Below are 15,644 nucleotides of genomic sequence, written 5' to 3'. Positions count from 1 at the left end.
AAAAAAATATTAAAAATAGCTGAGTTATTAACAATCATTAAAAACAAAAAAGCAATGAACCAAAGATTGAAAAATTGACTTTAAAAAAGATTGTTTATAAAGATTTTCATTGAAAAAATATATTTAAAATATTTTGTTTTATTATTTTTTATCAAAATTCTTAGCTATTTTTTTGTCATTTTTTAAAATTTTTAAAATTTTCAATGCAATTCTTTTCATCAAGCTTTTTTTAGAATGATTGAGTAAAAATTCTGCCACTTCTTTGCGTCCAAACATGATAGCAAAAGTATAAGGAGTCATCCCTAAGCCATTGTTTTCATTGATATTTGCTCCATGTTTTACCAAGAGTTCGCACATTTGTAAATGCCCCTTAAAACAAACACCTGCTAAAGGAGTTTGTCCCCTATCATTTTTTTCATCAACTCTTGCACCATTTTCTAAAAGCATTTGAGCTGTTTTTAAAGAATTATTATAGCTCGCAAGCATTAAAAGCGTGTCGCCTTTTTGTGTTTTTAAATTAACATTCAATCCCGCTTTAATCATAATTTCTAAATTTTCACATTCATCATTTCTTGCAAAATCAAATGCCATATTGCAAAGTTCTGCAAATCTTTTTTCTTCTTCTAAACTTAAAATTTCCATTATTCATCCTTTAATTTACTGCCCTTTTGGGCAGAAAAAAATTATTTTTGAAGTGCTTTTTTAACACCCTCTTTATAATCAGGCGAAATTTTTTCAAAATGTTCTAAAGCCCTATCGATGATTGTAGAATCCACACCTTCCATAGAAGCAGCGATATTGCTAAAAAGCTGTTCTTTTTGGTTTTGATTCATTAAATGAAACAAGGCTCTTGGTTGCGTGTAAAAATCATCATCAAGAGCTTTGTATCTTTGGGCATCACCTTCTAAATTTAAATTCGGCTCAAGATAGCTTTTATCTTCTTTTGGACTTTGTGCATAACTATTTGGTTCATAATAAGCACTACCATTTTTATAGCTATCAAAATTCATCGCCCCCGCAACATTATAGGTATTAACCTCACTTCTAGCACGATTAACAGGAAGTAAATGGTAGTTTGTGCCTATCCTATATCTTTGAGCATCAGGATAGCTAAAAATTCTAGCTTGAAGCATTTTATCCGGACTAAAGCCAATTCCGGGCACTATATTGCTCGGACTAAAAGCGGCTTGTTCAACCTCGTTGAAATAATTCTCAACATTTTTATTAAGCACCATTTCACCAATATCCATAAGAGGCACAATACTATGAGGCCAAATTTTGGTTAAATCAAAAGGATTAAAACCGAGTTTATCCCCTTCATTTTCAGCTAAAATTTGAATTTGAACTTTCCATTTTGGAAAATCTCCTCTATCAATAGCTTCAACCAAATCTCTTTGATGACTCTCTCTGTCTTTTGCAATGATCGCTTGTGCTTCTGCGTTTGTGAGATTTTTAATCCCTTGTTTGGTTTTAAAATGAAATTTCACCCAAAACCTTTCATTTTTATCATTGATAAGACTATAAGTATGGCTTCCAAATCCGTGCATATGGCGATAACTTGCAGGAATTCCTCTATCGCTCATTAAAATGGTAACTTGATGCAAACTTTCAGGACATAGAGTCCAAAAATCCCAAGCAGCATTATTGCTTCTTAAATGCGTTCTAGGGTCGCGTTTTTGTGTGTGGATAAAATCAGGAAATTTATAGGCGTCGCGAATGAAAAAGGTTGGAGTATTATTCCCCACTAAATCCCAATTTCCCTCTTTGGTATAAAATTTGATGGCAAAACCTCTCACATCTCTTTCAGCATCAGCAGCTCCAGCTTCTCCAGCAACGGTAGAAAAACGAAGTATGAGCGGAGTCACTTCACCCATTTGCAAAACTTTTGCTTTGGTGTATTTAGAAAGATCTGCTGTAATTTTAAGCTCTCCATAAGCTGCACTTCCCTTAGCATGCACTGTTCTTTCCGGAATCCTTTCGCGGTTTTGATGGGCGAGTTTTTCAAGTAAGATATAATCTTGCATTAAAAGAGGTCCTTGAGCTCCGGCACTCATTGAATTTTGATTGTCAGCAACAAAATTTCCAAAATCATTGGTTAATTTTTTCATTATTTTCTCCTTAATTAATAAAAATTATTAATAAATAAATTATATCTTTTAAAAATAAAAATTGGCTTAATCATAATGGGAAATTTTGGATTTTATAGTTAAAATCATAGAAATAATAAAATAATATTATTTCAGATTTAATCAAGTTTTTATAATACAAAATATTATATTTTATTCAATATATTCTTAATTAATATAAATGTTTTTTTATAAATAAATTGCTTATTTTTGTTTTTATCATTCTTTAATATGCCATTACATAAATTTTGTATTTAATATTTTTAGATATATTTATATTCTCTTGATTTAACTTCTTTTGCTTTTAAACAACGAATATAAAAAATATCGCATAATCTAAATATTACCTCAATTTTAATCGCTTTGTTTTTATGCGAAGATAAAATATATCTGATTTTTTAATCAGTATTAAACTAAAGCATATTGCAAAACCTCGCTAAGATGCTCTACGGGAATGATTTTCATACCATTTTGAATTTCATTAGGAATGTCTTTTAAATCTCTTTCATAATTCTTTTTTGGAATCAAGGCTGTTTTTATATCGGCTTTATATGCAGCGATGAGTTTTTCTTTTAATCCTCCTATAGGTAAAACTCTCCCAGCCAAATCAATTTCTCCCGTCATTGCTACATCATTTTTTACAGCTTTAGAACTAAAAATAGAAGCTAATGCTGTGCTAATAGTAATGCCTGCACTTGGACCATCTTTTGGAGTAGCACCATCAGGGACGTGGATATGAAGATTGTATTGGTCATAAACATTGCTTTTTGTATCTAAAATCAGTTTCTTAGGAATTTTAATTTTACCTTCATCGATTAGAACTTTTATGACGCTAAAAGCGATTTTAGCAGACTCTTTCATCACATCACCTAAACTTCCGGTTAGGGTTAGTTCTCCTTTGCCCTTAATTTTTACAGCTTCAATTCTAAGCACATCTCCGCCCACAGGAGTCCAGGCTAAACCATTGACTTGTCCTATTTTATCTTTAAAATCAAGTTTTTGAGGCTCATAGACTTTTTTATCTAAAAAGTCATTTAAATTTTTAGCATCAATGACAACCTTCTTGCATTCTTCAAGCAAGAGTTTTTTAGCACTTTTGCGACACAATTGTGCAATTTTACGACGCAAATTCCTCACACCCGATTCTCGAGTATAATCACTGATTATAAGCTCTAAGGTCTTATCATCAAGTTTAAATTCCGTAGCTTTTAAACCATGTTTTTTAAGCTCACTTGGAATAAGATATTTTTTAGCAATATGGAATTTTTCGCCCGGTGTGTAAGAGCTTAATTCAATAAATTCCATTCTATCTCTTAAAGCACTTGGGATATTGCTAATATCATTTGCCGTAGCGATAAAAATCACCTTGCTTAAATCTAAGTTAAAATTAAGATAATAATCCCTAAATTTAGAATTTTGTTCAGGGTCTAAAATCTCTAAAAGCACTGCACTAGGATCTCCTCTAAAACTACGACTTAATTTATCAATCTCATCTAAGACTATGACAGGATTGATTTGTTTAGCCTCAATGAGTCCCTGCGTAATGCGTCCGGGCATTGCCCCGATATAAGTACGTCTGTGTCCTCTAAGTTCATTAACATCTTCAAGCCCTCCTAAAGCTATACGTATGAGTTCTCTTTTTAAAGCTTTAGCAACAGAATTTGCAAGAGAAGTTTTTCCCACGCCCGGAGGTCCATAAAGGCAGAGAATCACCTTAGCTCCGTCCTTATCGGCAATTTTTCTTTTTTCTAAAAGCTCACGTACCGCAAAATATTCTTCTATACGAGCCTTAGGTTTGTTTAATGCATAATGATCAAGATTGAGTTGTTTGCTCACCTCTTTAATGTCAAGTTTTTTCTTAGAAATTTTTTCAAAAGGCACATCAAGAGCTGTTTCTATGTAGGTTTGTATCATTGAGGTTTCAGAATTATCTTGATGAATTCTTTCGAATTTTTCAATTTGCTTTTTAACTTCTTTATACGCATCTTCGTGCATAAAATTCTTTTTAAGTTCTAGTTTTTTGTAATATTCTTTGATTTCATCTTCTTTTTGAGTATCACTCCCAAGTTCTTTTTGAATTTGTCTGAGCTGTTCTTTTAAAAAATATTCTTTATTAACCTTGTCAATCCTTGAATGCACCTTGTTTTTAATCTCTTTTTTGATTGTATTTGCTTCAATTTCATCGACAATTAAATCAATCAATTTTAAAAGTTTTTTCTCAAGATTTGTTAAGATGAAAAATTCATAAGCATCTTGTTTTTTGATTCTTATCGTATTTAAAATCAAATCGCAAATTTTCGAAGCGTCCATTTCTTCATCAATTGTTCTTAGCAAATCGGGAGAAAAATAAGGACTTATATTAGCCAAAACTCTTATATGTTCTCTTAAAACATCGAGCAAAGCGTGTTTTTTAGTTTCATCTAAGGGTTCATCTTTAATAAGTTCAATTCTTGCTTCTAAAGGTTTGTTTGAAATTCTTTCAACAATCCTCCCCTTAGCATAAGCTTGAAAAAGAATTTTTACGCGTCCATCAGGTAAAGGCACCTTACGCATAATGCCCCCTATCACACCACAATCATAAATTTCATCGAAATTTCTACCATTTCCGGATTGAGAAGGAGCGACAAAAAGCATAGAACCATTTTTAATGCTAAGCTCTAAAGCACTCATATTTTGAGTATCGTTGATAAAAATCGGCGTAATCATAGGAGGATATAAAAAAAGCTCATCTTCAACTAAAACAGGAAGTTTAGAGGGGTATTCTATTAATTCTTCAATTTCCATTATTTGTCCTTAAAATTTTTCAAATATACTTCTATACCAAGGAAGTTCAGGTTCAATAATGCTCTTATCAAAAAATTCAGACTCTTCTAATCTTTTTTGGTAAATTTTATAACTCTCTTCTTTACCGATTCTTTGATACAAATCAGATATAGTGTCATCAAGATAAAACACAGCAAGATTGAATTTAGTAAGCATAGTTTGGACTAAGGGTTCGTATTGAGTGTGAGGATAATCCTGCAAGAAAGAATCAATCTCCTTTTGACTCTTAAGCATTAAGGCTTGATTGCGGTTTGGTAAAGCAAAGGCATCGAATTTAGCTTTGATTTTTAAATAACGTATATAATCAACATTTCTTGAATTTCCAAATTTTTTATTATATTCATCAAGATAAAACTCGGCAAGTTCGTATTCTTCTTCATCCATATGAGCTTGAGCTAAAATAATAAGAATGGTTTCAAGTAAAGGGTCTGCAACATGCTCACTTGCCATTCCGCCATAATGAGTGTCGGCTTTTTCTAAATCTTTATTTTGCAAATCTTTAATGATCTGTTTATACCACTGCGTAGCATTTAAATTATAGAGCTCTTCTGAATCTTTAGCACTACACGCAGCAAGAAAAATTCCTATACAAAAAGCCAAAAAGATATGTTTTTTCATAAAAATATAACCTTTATTGTGAATAAATTAAAATATTAATTTTAACGATTTTAAATTATTTTTTGGTTAAATTTTAATAAAATTTCATAAACAAAATAAATTTTTTAAAAAAATTAAATGATTATTTTATTCTTTGTGATATAATAACCCATCAAAGATTTACAAGGAGTAAAAAATGAGTGAAGAAAAAATAACCTTAGAGGTTAAGTGTCCTATTTTGGGTTTTGAAGAAACTAAAAAGATGGAATTTTCAACTATCGATGAGGTCTTTTTAAGACTTAAAAGTCTTGATGGAAAAGATTTTTCTTTCGTTCTTATCAATCCTTTTTTGATTCGACCCGATTATGATTTTGACATACCGGCTTATTATCAAGAATTGCTCTCATTAACACCAAATTCAAATTATGTTGTTTATAATATAGTGGCTCTTGCTGAAACCATAGAAGAATCAACTGTGAATTTCTTAGCACCCATTATTATCAATAAAGACAATAATTTTATGGTTCAAGTCATTTTAGACACAGTGAATTATCCAGACTTTTTTCAGGCAGATAAAATTTCTAAATATATGAATAAAAAGGATACAGATAAAAAATAATGCCAAAAGTGTATATACTTGCAAATGGAGCAATGGCAAGTGCTTTAGCTTATGGTTTGCGTGATAAATATGAAGTTTTTATAGTTGGACGCGATAAATCAAAGCTTAAAATTTTAAAAGAGCAAGGCTTTAAAACCTTGCTTTATGAGGATTTTGATTTAGAATCTAAGGTGGTTATTTTAGCTTTTAAACCCTATGCACTCAAAAATGTGGCTCAAATTTTAAAGGGTGAGGCTAAAATTTTAATATCTGTTTTAGCAAATACAGATTTTAAAGAATTAGAATGCATCAAGGCAAAAAACACTATAAGAATTATGCCAAATATTGCTGCAAGATACAAAGCCTCCACAACCCCTTATATCCTTAAAAATTCAAAATTTAAAGATGAGATTCTCAATTTACTCAATACTTTTGGTAAGGCTTATGAATTAAGTGATTCTTCACAAATGAATGCTGCAATGGCAATCAGCGGTTGTGCCCCTGCTTTTTTAGCCTTAGTGGCTCAAAGCATTGCTGAAGGAGGGGTTTATAAAGGTTTGACAAAGGATTTAAGCCTTAATTTAACTCAAGGGCTTTTTGAAAGTGTTAATGCTCTTTTAAAACATGAGCATCCTGCTTTGATTAAAGAAAATATTTGCTCTCCAGCAGGTGTAACGATAAAAGGCATTAAAGCCTTAGAAGAAAAAGCCGTGCGTGCAGCTTTTATTGAAGCTATAGACCGAAGCTCTGAATGAAAAAAGCTTTTTCACTGATAGAAATTATCATTTCTGTGGTGATTTTAGCTGTGATTTTTTCAAGTTTTTCTTTGTATTATGAGCAAATTTATAAAAATTACGAGCCCTTAAAATTGCTCGAGAATCTTTATATTTTAGAAGAAAAACTCAATCAAAATTCAAATTTCAAAATTTATGAACTCAAAATTTCGGGTTTAAATTCCTTAAATATCGGCGAAGAAATAGCAAAAGATGAAGCATTTGAACTAAAGAGTTTAAAAATTTTAGACCAAAATTATAGTGTTTATTTTCAATGAAAAAAGCTTTTACTTTGCTAGAATTCACTTTTTCTTGTGTGATTTTTGCTCTTTTATTTGTTTTAATAAGTAAAACCTTAAAAGAAAATTATCATTTTAATCTTAAAATTTCAGAAAGCCATCAAATGCTTTTAGATTTAAATCAAGCCCTGCTCAATACAGAAAAAATTTTATCCAAATGCCTTAAAATACAAATATCTCCAAATGCTTTAACTTGTTTGTTAAGGGATGAGGAAAATATTTTGGATTTAGACAGCAATTACAAGGCTTATTTAATGAACTCCACTTTAACTTTGGATAATAACACCAGCCTTTATTCTCCTAAAAGTCAATTTTTAAAAATCTTACAAAATCGTAAAGATTTATTTAAAGATGATGAAAAAAGGCTTTATGTTTTAGTTCAAGATGAAGTTAAAACCTTGCAAATTTTAAGTGATAAAAATGTAAAAGCTGATTTTGTAGGAATTTTTCTTCCCTTGGAAGCCAGACTTGATTTGATTTTAAAAAATACGAAGATTGAATATGAACTGCGTCCAAAATTTCACAATGATTCACTCAAACAAAGTGGAATTTTAGCTCAAAATGTAAGTGTTTTTGAATTTCAAAATAGGGCTGGAAATTTAATTTTGAAAATTTGTATGCAAAAAGGAACTTTCAATCAATGCTTACAAAAAAGGCTTTATCTGTGAAGAAAGCCTATATTTTATTGAATGTCGTTTTTTTGATCCTTTTGCTTGGATTTTATCTCGGTTTTAATTTGAATTTATCAAGCTATGCCCCGCGTTTGCTCAAAGACACGCATTTGTATTTACAAGCTAAGATTCTAGCCCATGATTCTAAAGAACTTGCTAAATATTTTCTGTATAGAGCCAAAAAAGAAAATAAAGAATGTCTTAATTCTGTGAGCTTTCATTATCCTAAATCAAACGATACAATAAGAATTGATTATTTTTATGCTATTGCAACTTGTGAGAATTTTAAATTCACAGAGCTTAACAAGGATGCAAATCTTTCAAAAGATGGGGTTATCATTGCAAATATTAGCGTGGCTCTTAATTCTAATAAAGGAGTCAATGAAGAAATTTTTATCAATCAAAAAAGCTTCATATATCCTAAAGAAAATTTTTATAAACCCTAAAAATTAAAGACTTAAGCTAAGCATTCATTTTTAAGGTTTTGAAATTTTACCACAAACAAGTAAAGTTTAAAGCCCTTCAAAAGGATTATTCACTACATTTTTCCTATCAACAATATAAGGAATCAATGCCACATGTCTTGCCCTTTTAATCGCAACTTCAACCATTTCTTGATATTTTTTACTCGTTCCTGTCAAACGACGTGGCATAATCTTAAATCTCTCTGAAAGAGCGTGTTTAAGCATTGCTACATCTTTATAATCTATAAATTCAACTTTTGCCTCTGTATATTTGCAATATTTGCGTGAGTATTTTCTTTTTTCTGCCATAATTTATCCTTTAAAATTAAAATGGTAAATCGCTGTCGTCGCCATCATAGGCATCAACATCAATTTCTTTGATTTTTTCTTCATTTTGATTTTTTTGCTGGGTTTGCGTTTTTGCTTTAGAATTTTGATTTTTATAGGGTTCAAAGCTTTGCTGATGAGTTTGAGCATAAGCAGAATTTTCTTGTGAATTGGGATTAGAACCTAACATTTCCATATTTTCAACTTGAACGCTATGCTTACTACGATTTTGCCCATTTTGATCAACCCATTGATCGAGTTTTAAGCGACCCTCAACAAGGACCTTACTTCCTTTAGACAAATATTGATTTGCTATTTCAGCAGTGCGACCATAAAAAGCTATATCAATAAAGCAGGTTTCTTCTCTTTTTTCTCCATTGACATTAAATTTTCTTGTAACAGCAATACCCGATACCCCGATAGCACTGCCACTTTGTGCATAACGCAATTCTATATCTCTAGTGAGATTTCCTACCAAAACGACCTTATTAAACATTTTTTCCTCATTGAATTTCAGGAGAATCCAAAGGTTTGATTTCTTTTTTAGATTGTTTAATACCACGACTAAGCTTTTCCCAAGCCATAATTTCTTTTTTGCTTTCATATTTTACAATCAAAAATCTAATCACTTCTTCCGTAATTCTCAATACTCTTTCAAGTTCTGCAATTAAAATTGTAGGAGCTTTAAAGTAGATTACAAAGTAAGTTCCTCTTTCGTATTTTTTAATTTTATAAGCAAGTTTTCTTGTCCCCATTGGAACTATGGTTTCAAGCTCTGCACCATTTTTAGTCAAGACTCCTTTGACGAATTCTAAATTCGCATTCACCTCTTCTTCGGTGAGTGTAGGTTTTAAGATAAATAAAACCTCGTAATGTTTCATCATTTTCTCCTTGTGGATGTTAAGCCCATTTTCACAGGCAAGGAATTTTGCATAAAGCAAATTTAATTATAACAAATTCTTGCTTAATTTATACTTGACTTTGAAATTTTAGAAAGCGGAATACGAAGCTTTAACCCTAGCAAATTTTTAATTTTATTGATTTAAGAGCCTTTTAAAACAAAGTTTTTATTTTACAAATCTCATAATATCATTATAAGTAGCAAAAAGCATCAAGCCAAAAAGCAAAACCATACCTCCATAACTTAGGTATTCAAAGGTTTTGAGTGAAATTTTTCTCCTAAAAACAAGCTCGTAAAGATTGAATAAAATATGTCCGCCATCGAGCATAGGAATGGGCAAGAGATTTAAAATTCCAAGATTGACAGAAATAAGAGCTGTGATGATTAAAAGCGTGGATATACCGATACTAGCTGCCTTTGAAGTGATATCAACCATAGTGATGATTCCACCTAAATTTTTTGCTTCTATATCTGTAGTAATGAGCTTGATAATACCTCTAATAATAAGACTCGCCGCATTAAGACTTTCTTCATAGGCGTATTTTAAACTTTGCAAACCTTTATAATACAAAACCACATTTTCGCCACTTGGAGAAATACCTATAATCGGTTTTTGTACAGCTTGTAAAAATTCATTATAAGTTGTCGCAATTTTCGGAGTTAAATTAAAAATCAAATTTTCTTCTCCCCTTTTTACAAGTAGAGTTAAAGGCTCATTTGTAACAAGTTTTGAAATTTCATCAAAACTTTGAATTTTTATTCCATTGAGTTCTAAAATTCTGTCGCCACTTTTGATTCCAGCTTGTAAAGCCGGTGAATTAGGAGAGAGATTGCCAACTTGTGGAGCAAGTTTTTGCACTCCTAAATAAGCAATAATCACATAAAGCAAAAAAGCTAAAAAAAGATTAAAAAAAGGTCCAGCAAAAAGAATGTAAATTTTTTTAAGAGGGGTTAAAATTCCATAGCTGTCTTGTTCGTAATTTTCTTCGCTAGGATTAAAATCATCTTGTCCTTTAAGTTTAACATAACCTCCCAAAGGTAAAGCACTTAAGCGATAATTTGTGCCTTTAATTTCTTTTTGGATTAAAGCTTTACCAAAACCTATGCTAAAAATTTCAACCTTAACACCTAAAGATTTTGCCGCTAAAAAATGTCCCAATTCGTGAAAAAAAATCAAAAAAGAAATGACTAAAAGAGTGGCTAAAAATTCCACAGAATAAAATTTAAATCCCAAAACAAGAATCGCAACCAAAAGAAGTAAAGATTTCATTGCTTTTTTTCCTTTATATAAACATAAATGTATTCAAAACCAGAATACAAAGTGAGAATAAGGGCAAGATAGAGTAAAAATTCTCCTAAAAACCATTGCATTGTTAAGAAAATAATGGCAGTGATTTGAAAACCTGTTTTAAGCTTACCTGTAAAAGAAGCAGCGAGATTTAAATTTTGACTCGCCATAATCACTCTAAAACCCGTGATAAAAAACTCACGCACCAAGATAAGATAAACCGCCCATTCATTAGCTCTTCCTAAGATAAGAAGCCCCAAAAAAGCTGCAAGAGTGAGCATTTTATCCGCTAAAGGGTCTAAAATAGCACCAAGCTTAGTCGTTTGTCCCCAAGTACGTGCAATATAACCATCAAAAAAATCACTCAAAGCTGCTAAGCCAAATACCAAAGTAGCAAAATAATTAATCCAGCTCTGATGCACCCCATCAAAATGATGAGTGAGTAAAAAAAACAACAAAGGAGCTAAAATCATTCTTAACACAGCTAAAGTATTAGGTAAATTCATAACTTGCCTTAAAATAAAATGTATTAATTCTAACAAATTTATGTTAAAAAAGTTTGCAGAAAATTTAAAATTTTATAAAAATTAACTTTCAAACAAAACGAGCTTTTCAACAAATAAAATATTGAATTATTCATGTTTAAATGCAAAAGTTTGTAATAAATTTAGCCTCATTTTTGAAGCATTTATAAATTTTTTCATTAAAAAATTTAATTTTAACGCATACAATGACACAAAAATCATTTAAAATAAGCCTTGATTTTGCAACTAGAATTAAACCAAATAAGCTTTTAAAATTCAAAAATTTCGGGCTTGAGTTTAAACATAAGGTAAAAAGCACCAAGCACGGCTTGTTTTTGTATGAATTCTCTATCGCCTTTGAGTTCTAAAAGCTCTTGCAAATAAGTGCCGTCCTTAAACATAGCACCGATATAAACGCTCCCAGCCTTAATCCCTTCTCTATCCTCATCTCCGGCTATGCCACTGATTGCAAGAGCAAAATCTGGTTGAGCGGTTTTGAAAATGCCTTTAAGCATAAAATAAACACAACGTTCGCTATAAACCCCTCTTCCTTCTAAAACACTCTCGCTAATGCCTAACCATTCGTGTTTTAAGCGATTAGAATAACTTACGATTGAACCTTCAAAAATTTCACTCACTCCTGAAATTTTTGTCAGCGTACTTGCACAATTTCCTCCCGTGCAACTTTCAGCAAAAGAAATTTTTAACCTTTTTTCCAAAAGTTTATTGATGATAAAATGGAGTGGATTTTTTCCTAAAAAAACTTTGGGACCAAAGAGTTTTTTAACACTTTGTAAAAAACCTTCAATCTTTACAGCTTGTGAGCTTGTAACCTTCATAAGAGTGAGATTCTCTAAGAGTTTTGAAGCCTTAATGCTGACTTCAAAGGATTTTCTAAGGGTTTCAAGCAAGATTAAAGCACTCTCATCATCGATTCCAAACAGACAAAAATATTTAAAATCAAGGTAAATTTCGCCAAGCAAGGGCGGAAGTTTTTCCTCTGTATTGACTTTTAAAAGATTAATCTTGCAATATTTAAAATCACTCACAAAGCTATTTTTAGCAAAGATTGCTTTATCCGGAACCAAAGTTTCATCTTTAAGGATAAGATTGTCCTCATCAAGTGTGGCTAAAATTTTAGCAATAATCGCGTAGCATTGTTCATCTGCAAATAAAGTGATAAATTCGTATTTTTTCATAAGTTTTTCAAGTAAAAAAGGCAATTCTTTATCTGTTTTGCTCTGTATGCGAATTTCACTAAGCTCTTGAAATTTTTCTTCATAAGCTCTATAAATATAATCCTTATAATTTTGACTCATAATAAGCTCATCACCAACAATAAAAAGCAAATGTTTCATTTTTTTCCTTTTTTCTTGTAATTATATCTAAAAATAGGGTAGAAATTTAAGCTATTTTAGGTAAAATTTCACTTTAAAAAACAAGGTGGTTAAAATATGAACTATAAAGAAACTTTACTTTTGCCAAATACAAGCTTTGCTATGCGTGCAAATTTAGCCGAATGTGAGCCTAAAAAATTTAAAAAATGGTTCGATAAAAATTATGCTTATGAAAAGATAAAACAAAAACGTAAAAACGCTCAAAAAACTTTTACTTTACATGATGGACCTCCTTATGCAAATGGACACATCCACATAGGACACGCTTTAAATAAAATTTTAAAAGAAACCATTATCAAAACGCATTATTTTAATGGAGAAAAAGTGCGTTATACTCCCGGTTGGGATTGTCATGGGCTTCCTATAGAGCAACAAGTTGAACTTCAGCTTAAGGATAAAAAAAAGGATTTAAGCAAAAAAGAAATTCGCACACTTTGCAGAAAACATGCAAGTGAATTCATAAACATACAAAAAAATGAATTTAAAAATTTAGGCGTGATAGCAGATTGGGATAAACCCTATATTACAATGGATTTTGCGTTTGAAGCAAATATTTACCGCACTTTGTGTGCAATCGCTAAAAAAGGACTATTGTATGAACGTTCTAAACCTGTATTTTGGAGTTGGGCAGCAAAATCCGCTCTGGCTGAAGCCGAAGTGGAATACGAAGACAAAGAAGATTATTCAAGTTTTATCGCATTTGAACTCGATGAAGAGGCTTTAAAAAAATTAAACATTAAAAAAGCAAGTGCGGTTATTTGGACTACGACGCCTTGGACTTTGGTGGCTAATCAAGCCATAGCTTTAAATCCTAATGAAAATTATGTTTTAACAAAAGAGGGTTTGATTTTTGCTAAAGCCTTGCTTAAAAATATGGTAAAACTTGGATTGACTCAAGGAGAGCTTGAAAAAGAATTTGAAGCTAAAGAATTTGAAGGTTTAAATGCAATCAATCCGCTCAATTCAAGAAAATCCCTTTTTGTACTTGGCGAACATGTCTTAATGGACGGAGGAACAGGACTTGTGCATACAGCACCTGGGCATGGAGAAGATGATTATTATATGGGCTTAAAATACAAGCTTGAAGTGTTAATGCCTGTAGATGATGGAGGTTGTTATGATGAAACCTTGAGAACTAAAGGCTTATTACCTCCTGCTTTGCTTGATGAATTTATAGGACTTCATATCTTTAAAGCAAATGAAAAAATCTTAGAACTTTTAGGTAAAAATCTCATCTTTGTTTCAAAATTCATACACTCTTATCCTTTTTGCTGGAGGACTCATAAACCCGTAATTTATAGAGCAACCAAACAATGGTTTATTTTAATGGATGAACCAAAACTTGAAGGAAAAAGTCTAAGAGAAAGAGCTAAAGAACAAATTTTAAAAACAAAATTCTACCCACAAAGCGGGATTAAAAGAATAGGTTCTATGATTGAAAATCGCCCTGATTGGTGCATATCAAGGCAAAGAGATTGGGGGACACCGATTGCATTTTTTAGAGATAAAAATACCAAAGAAATTGTGCTTGATGATGAAATTTTGGAATTTATTGCGAAAATTTTTGAAAGACAAGGAGCAGATTCTTGGTGGGAACTTGAAATCAAAGACTTGCTTCCTCCAAATTCAAAATACAAAGCTGAAAATTTAGAAAAAATTTACGATATTTTAGATGTTTGGTTTGATAGCGGCAGTACTTGGAATGCGGTTTTAAATAGCGGAAATTTCGACGCAGGAGAAGAGCAAGCAAGTATGTATTTAGAAGGAAGCGATCAGCATAGAGGTTGGTTTCAAAGCTCACTTTTAGTGGGGACTGCAATCAAACAAAAAGCCCCTTATCAAAGCATTTTAACACATGGATTTACCACTGATGAAAAGGGACAAAAAATGAGTAAATCCAAAGGCAATGTTATCGCTCCTGACTATGTAGCAAGGACTTATGGAGTTGAAATTTTAAGACTTTGGATACTTTTGAGTGATTATTCAAGTGATTTAAAAATTTCTGAAAATATACTCAAACAAGTGAGCGAACAATACCGCAAAATTCGAAATACCATAAGATTTTTACTCGCAAATACAAATGATTTAAAAGATATGCAAATTGATGAATTTTCTTTTATCGATAAATGGATACTCACTCGTGCAAGTTTGGTGTTTAAAACAAGTAAAGAAGCTTTTTTAAATTATGATTTTTCTAAGGGTTTTAATGGGCTTTTAAATTTTTTAAGTGCGGATTTGAGCGGAATTTATCTTGATATTATCAAAGATAGGCTTTATTGTGATGATAAAGACAGCCCCAAAAGAAAAAGTGCCCAAGTTGCGATGGTTTTAATCACTAAAGAGCTTTTAAATTTATTAGCTCCAAATTTGACTTATAGTGTTGATGAAGCCTTAGAGCATAGCAATGTTTTGATTAAAGGTGAGGCTTTGGATGTGTTTGATTTGAGTTTAGAGGAAAAATTTGAGTATGATTTTAAGATTGATGATAAAATTTTGCTTTTAGCGAGGGAAAAATTTTTTGAATTCATTGACACTCTTAAAAAGGATAAAATGATTAAATCAACCTTAGAGCTTGAACTTCAAACCAATTCAAAAGCCATTTTAGCCCTACCGAGAATTGAAATGGCAGACTGGTTTATAGTCAGTGTCTTTGAAAAAATGGGCAATGAGGAGGCTTTGTTTGAATTTGAAATAGAAAACCAAAAATTTAAAATCATCAAAGCAAAGCACAACAAATGCCCAAGATGCTGGAAATTTGAAGCTCAAGATGAGCTTTGTCCAAGATGTCAAGAAGTGATTGATAGGATGTAAGAGTGTTTGAAGAGGAAATTCCAACAAGTCTTGTTTTGATTACGA

16 protein-coding genes are annotated in these 15,644 nt (G+C 31.4%); 6 read left to right on the top strand and 10 right to left on the bottom strand.

Going from position 1 to position 15,644, the window contains the following annotated elements:
* Positions 1-141 precede the first annotated feature (141 nt).
* The 4 genes from CCUN_RS08380 to bamD form a co-directional block, all read right to left on the bottom strand.
* Positions 142-642, bottom strand: coding sequence for an ankyrin repeat domain-containing protein (locus CCUN_RS08380; RefSeq protein WP_027305526.1), 501 nt, complete (start codon positions 640-642; stop codon positions 142-144).
* A gap of 41 nt (positions 643-683) precedes the next feature.
* Positions 684-2,108, bottom strand: coding sequence for a catalase (locus CCUN_RS08375; RefSeq protein WP_027305525.1), 1,425 nt, complete (start codon positions 2,106-2,108; stop codon positions 684-686).
* Between the two features lie 426 nt (positions 2,109-2,534).
* Entirely contained in the window at positions 2,535-4,910 is a 2,376-nt protein-coding gene (gene lon / locus CCUN_RS08370; protein ID WP_027305524.1) for an endopeptidase La, read from the bottom strand.
* Between the two features lie 9 nt (positions 4,911-4,919).
* Entirely contained in the window at positions 4,920-5,567 is a 648-nt protein-coding gene (bamD, locus tag CCUN_RS08365) for an outer membrane protein assembly factor BamD (RefSeq protein WP_027305523.1), read from the bottom strand.
* A 190-nt stretch (positions 5,568-5,757) separates the two neighbouring features.
* Here bamD and fliW point away from each other — a divergent pair, with 190 nt between their 5' ends.
* Genes fliW through CCUN_RS08340 form a run of 5 tightly spaced genes read left to right on the top strand, consistent with a single transcriptional unit; the run spans position 5,758 to position 8,333 of the window.
* A complete protein-coding gene (fliW, locus tag CCUN_RS08360; protein ID WP_027305522.1) occupies positions 5,758-6,165 on the top strand; it encodes a flagellar assembly protein FliW in 408 nt (135 codons plus the stop codon).
* A complete protein-coding gene (locus CCUN_RS08355) occupies positions 6,165-6,899 on the top strand; it encodes a pyrroline-5-carboxylate reductase (protein WP_027305521.1) in 735 nt (244 codons plus the stop codon). Before fliW ends, CCUN_RS08355 begins: the two co-directional genes overlap by 1 nt.
* Complete coding sequence (locus CCUN_RS08350) at positions 6,896-7,195, top strand: type II secretion system protein (protein WP_027305520.1); 300 nt, start codon at positions 6,896-6,898, stop codon at positions 7,193-7,195. The genes CCUN_RS08355 and CCUN_RS08350 overlap by 4 nt, the downstream gene beginning before the upstream one ends.
* Entirely contained in the window at positions 7,192-7,884 is a 693-nt protein-coding gene (locus CCUN_RS08345; protein ID WP_027305519.1) for a hypothetical protein, read from the top strand. Before CCUN_RS08350 ends, CCUN_RS08345 begins: the two co-directional genes overlap by 4 nt.
* Positions 7,881-8,333, top strand: a complete 453-nt coding sequence (locus CCUN_RS08340) for a hypothetical protein (RefSeq protein WP_027305518.1) — start codon at positions 7,881-7,883, stop codon at positions 8,331-8,333. Before CCUN_RS08345 ends, CCUN_RS08340 begins: the two co-directional genes overlap by 4 nt.
* Positions 8,334-8,399: 66 nt before the next feature.
* On the opposite strand, the gene rpsR is transcribed toward CCUN_RS08340, so the two are convergent.
* The 6 genes from rpsR to CCUN_RS08310 all read right to left on the bottom strand — a co-directional run bounded on the left by rpsR (position 8,400) and on the right by CCUN_RS08310 (position 12,749).
* The gene (gene rpsR, locus CCUN_RS08335) at positions 8,400-8,660 is read right to left on the bottom strand and encodes a 30S ribosomal protein S18 (protein ID WP_027305517.1); all 261 of its coding nucleotides are present in this window, start codon (positions 8,658-8,660) and stop codon (positions 8,400-8,402) included.
* 16 nt (positions 8,661-8,676) lie between these two features.
* Complete coding sequence (locus tag CCUN_RS08330; RefSeq protein ID WP_027305516.1) at positions 8,677-9,174, bottom strand: single-stranded DNA-binding protein; 498 nt, start codon at positions 9,172-9,174, stop codon at positions 8,677-8,679.
* Between the two features lie 7 nt (positions 9,175-9,181).
* Positions 9,182-9,559: a 30S ribosomal protein S6 gene (rpsF, locus tag CCUN_RS08325; RefSeq protein WP_027305515.1), complete on the bottom strand. Its 378-nt coding sequence runs from the start codon at positions 9,557-9,559 to the stop codon at positions 9,182-9,184.
* A gap of 186 nt (positions 9,560-9,745) precedes the next feature.
* The gene (gene rseP / locus CCUN_RS08320; RefSeq protein ID WP_027305514.1) at positions 9,746-10,849 is read right to left on the bottom strand and encodes an RIP metalloprotease RseP; all 1,104 of its coding nucleotides are present in this window, start codon (positions 10,847-10,849) and stop codon (positions 9,746-9,748) included.
* A complete protein-coding gene (gene pgsA / locus CCUN_RS08315; RefSeq protein ID WP_027305513.1) occupies positions 10,846-11,373 on the bottom strand; it encodes a CDP-diacylglycerol--glycerol-3-phosphate 3-phosphatidyltransferase in 528 nt (175 codons plus the stop codon). Before pgsA ends, rseP begins: the two co-directional genes overlap by 4 nt.
* A gap of 287 nt (positions 11,374-11,660) precedes the next feature.
* Complete coding sequence (locus CCUN_RS08310; protein ID WP_027305512.1) at positions 11,661-12,749, bottom strand: CinA family protein; 1,089 nt, start codon at positions 12,747-12,749, stop codon at positions 11,661-11,663.
* Between the two features lie 96 nt (positions 12,750-12,845).
* Here CCUN_RS08310 and ileS point away from each other — a divergent pair, with 96 nt between their 5' ends.
* Positions 12,846-15,599: an isoleucine--tRNA ligase gene (ileS, locus tag CCUN_RS08305; protein WP_027305511.1), complete on the top strand. Its 2,754-nt coding sequence runs from the start codon at positions 12,846-12,848 to the stop codon at positions 15,597-15,599.
* Positions 15,600-15,644 lie beyond the last annotated feature (45 nt).

The organism is Campylobacter cuniculorum DSM 23162 = LMG 24588 (assembly GCF_002104335.1).
Lineage (GTDB): Bacteria > Campylobacterota > Campylobacteria > Campylobacterales > Campylobacteraceae > Campylobacter_D > Campylobacter_D cuniculorum.
The sequence above is the reverse complement of the archived record's forward strand: the minus strand, read 5'-3'. Positions and strand labels throughout refer to the sequence as shown.

Bases quoted from the DNA above. Each gene is read 5' to 3' on its own strand.
- CCUN_RS08380 (WP_027305526.1), bottom strand. From the start codon at position 642: ATGGAAATTTTAAGTTTAGAAGAAGAAAAAAGATTTGCAGAACTTTGC.
- CCUN_RS08375 (WP_027305525.1), bottom strand. From the start codon at position 2,108: ATGAAAAAATTAACCAATGATTTTGGAAATTTTGTTGCTGACAATCAA.
- lon (WP_027305524.1), bottom strand. From the start codon at position 4,910: ATGGAAATTGAAGAATTAATAGAATACCCCTCTAAACTTCCTGTTTTA.
- bamD (WP_027305523.1), bottom strand. From the start codon at position 5,567: ATGAAAAAACATATCTTTTTGGCTTTTTGTATAGGAATTTTTCTTGCT.
- CCUN_RS08355 (WP_027305521.1), top strand. From the start codon at position 6,165: ATGCCAAAAGTGTATATACTTGCAAATGGAGCAATGGCAAGTGCTTTA.
- CCUN_RS08350 (WP_027305520.1), top strand. From the start codon at position 6,896: ATGAAAAAAGCTTTTTCACTGATAGAAATTATCATTTCTGTGGTGATT.
- CCUN_RS08345 (WP_027305519.1), top strand. From the start codon at position 7,192: ATGAAAAAAGCTTTTACTTTGCTAGAATTCACTTTTTCTTGTGTGATT.
- rpsR (WP_027305517.1), bottom strand. From the start codon at position 8,660: ATGGCAGAAAAAAGAAAATACTCACGCAAATATTGCAAATATACAGAG.
- CCUN_RS08330 (WP_027305516.1), bottom strand. From the start codon at position 9,174: ATGTTTAATAAGGTCGTTTTGGTAGGAAATCTCACTAGAGATATAGAA.
- rpsF (WP_027305515.1), bottom strand. From the start codon at position 9,559: ATGAAACATTACGAGGTTTTATTTATCTTAAAACCTACACTCACCGAA.
- rseP (WP_027305514.1), bottom strand. From the start codon at position 10,849: ATGAAATCTTTACTTCTTTTGGTTGCGATTCTTGTTTTGGGATTTAAA.
- pgsA (WP_027305513.1), bottom strand. From the start codon at position 11,373: ATGAATTTACCTAATACTTTAGCTGTGTTAAGAATGATTTTAGCTCCT.
- CCUN_RS08310 (WP_027305512.1), bottom strand. From the start codon at position 12,749: ATGAAACATTTGCTTTTTATTGTTGGTGATGAGCTTATTATGAGTCAA.
- ileS (WP_027305511.1), top strand. From the start codon at position 12,846: ATGAACTATAAAGAAACTTTACTTTTGCCAAATACAAGCTTTGCTATG.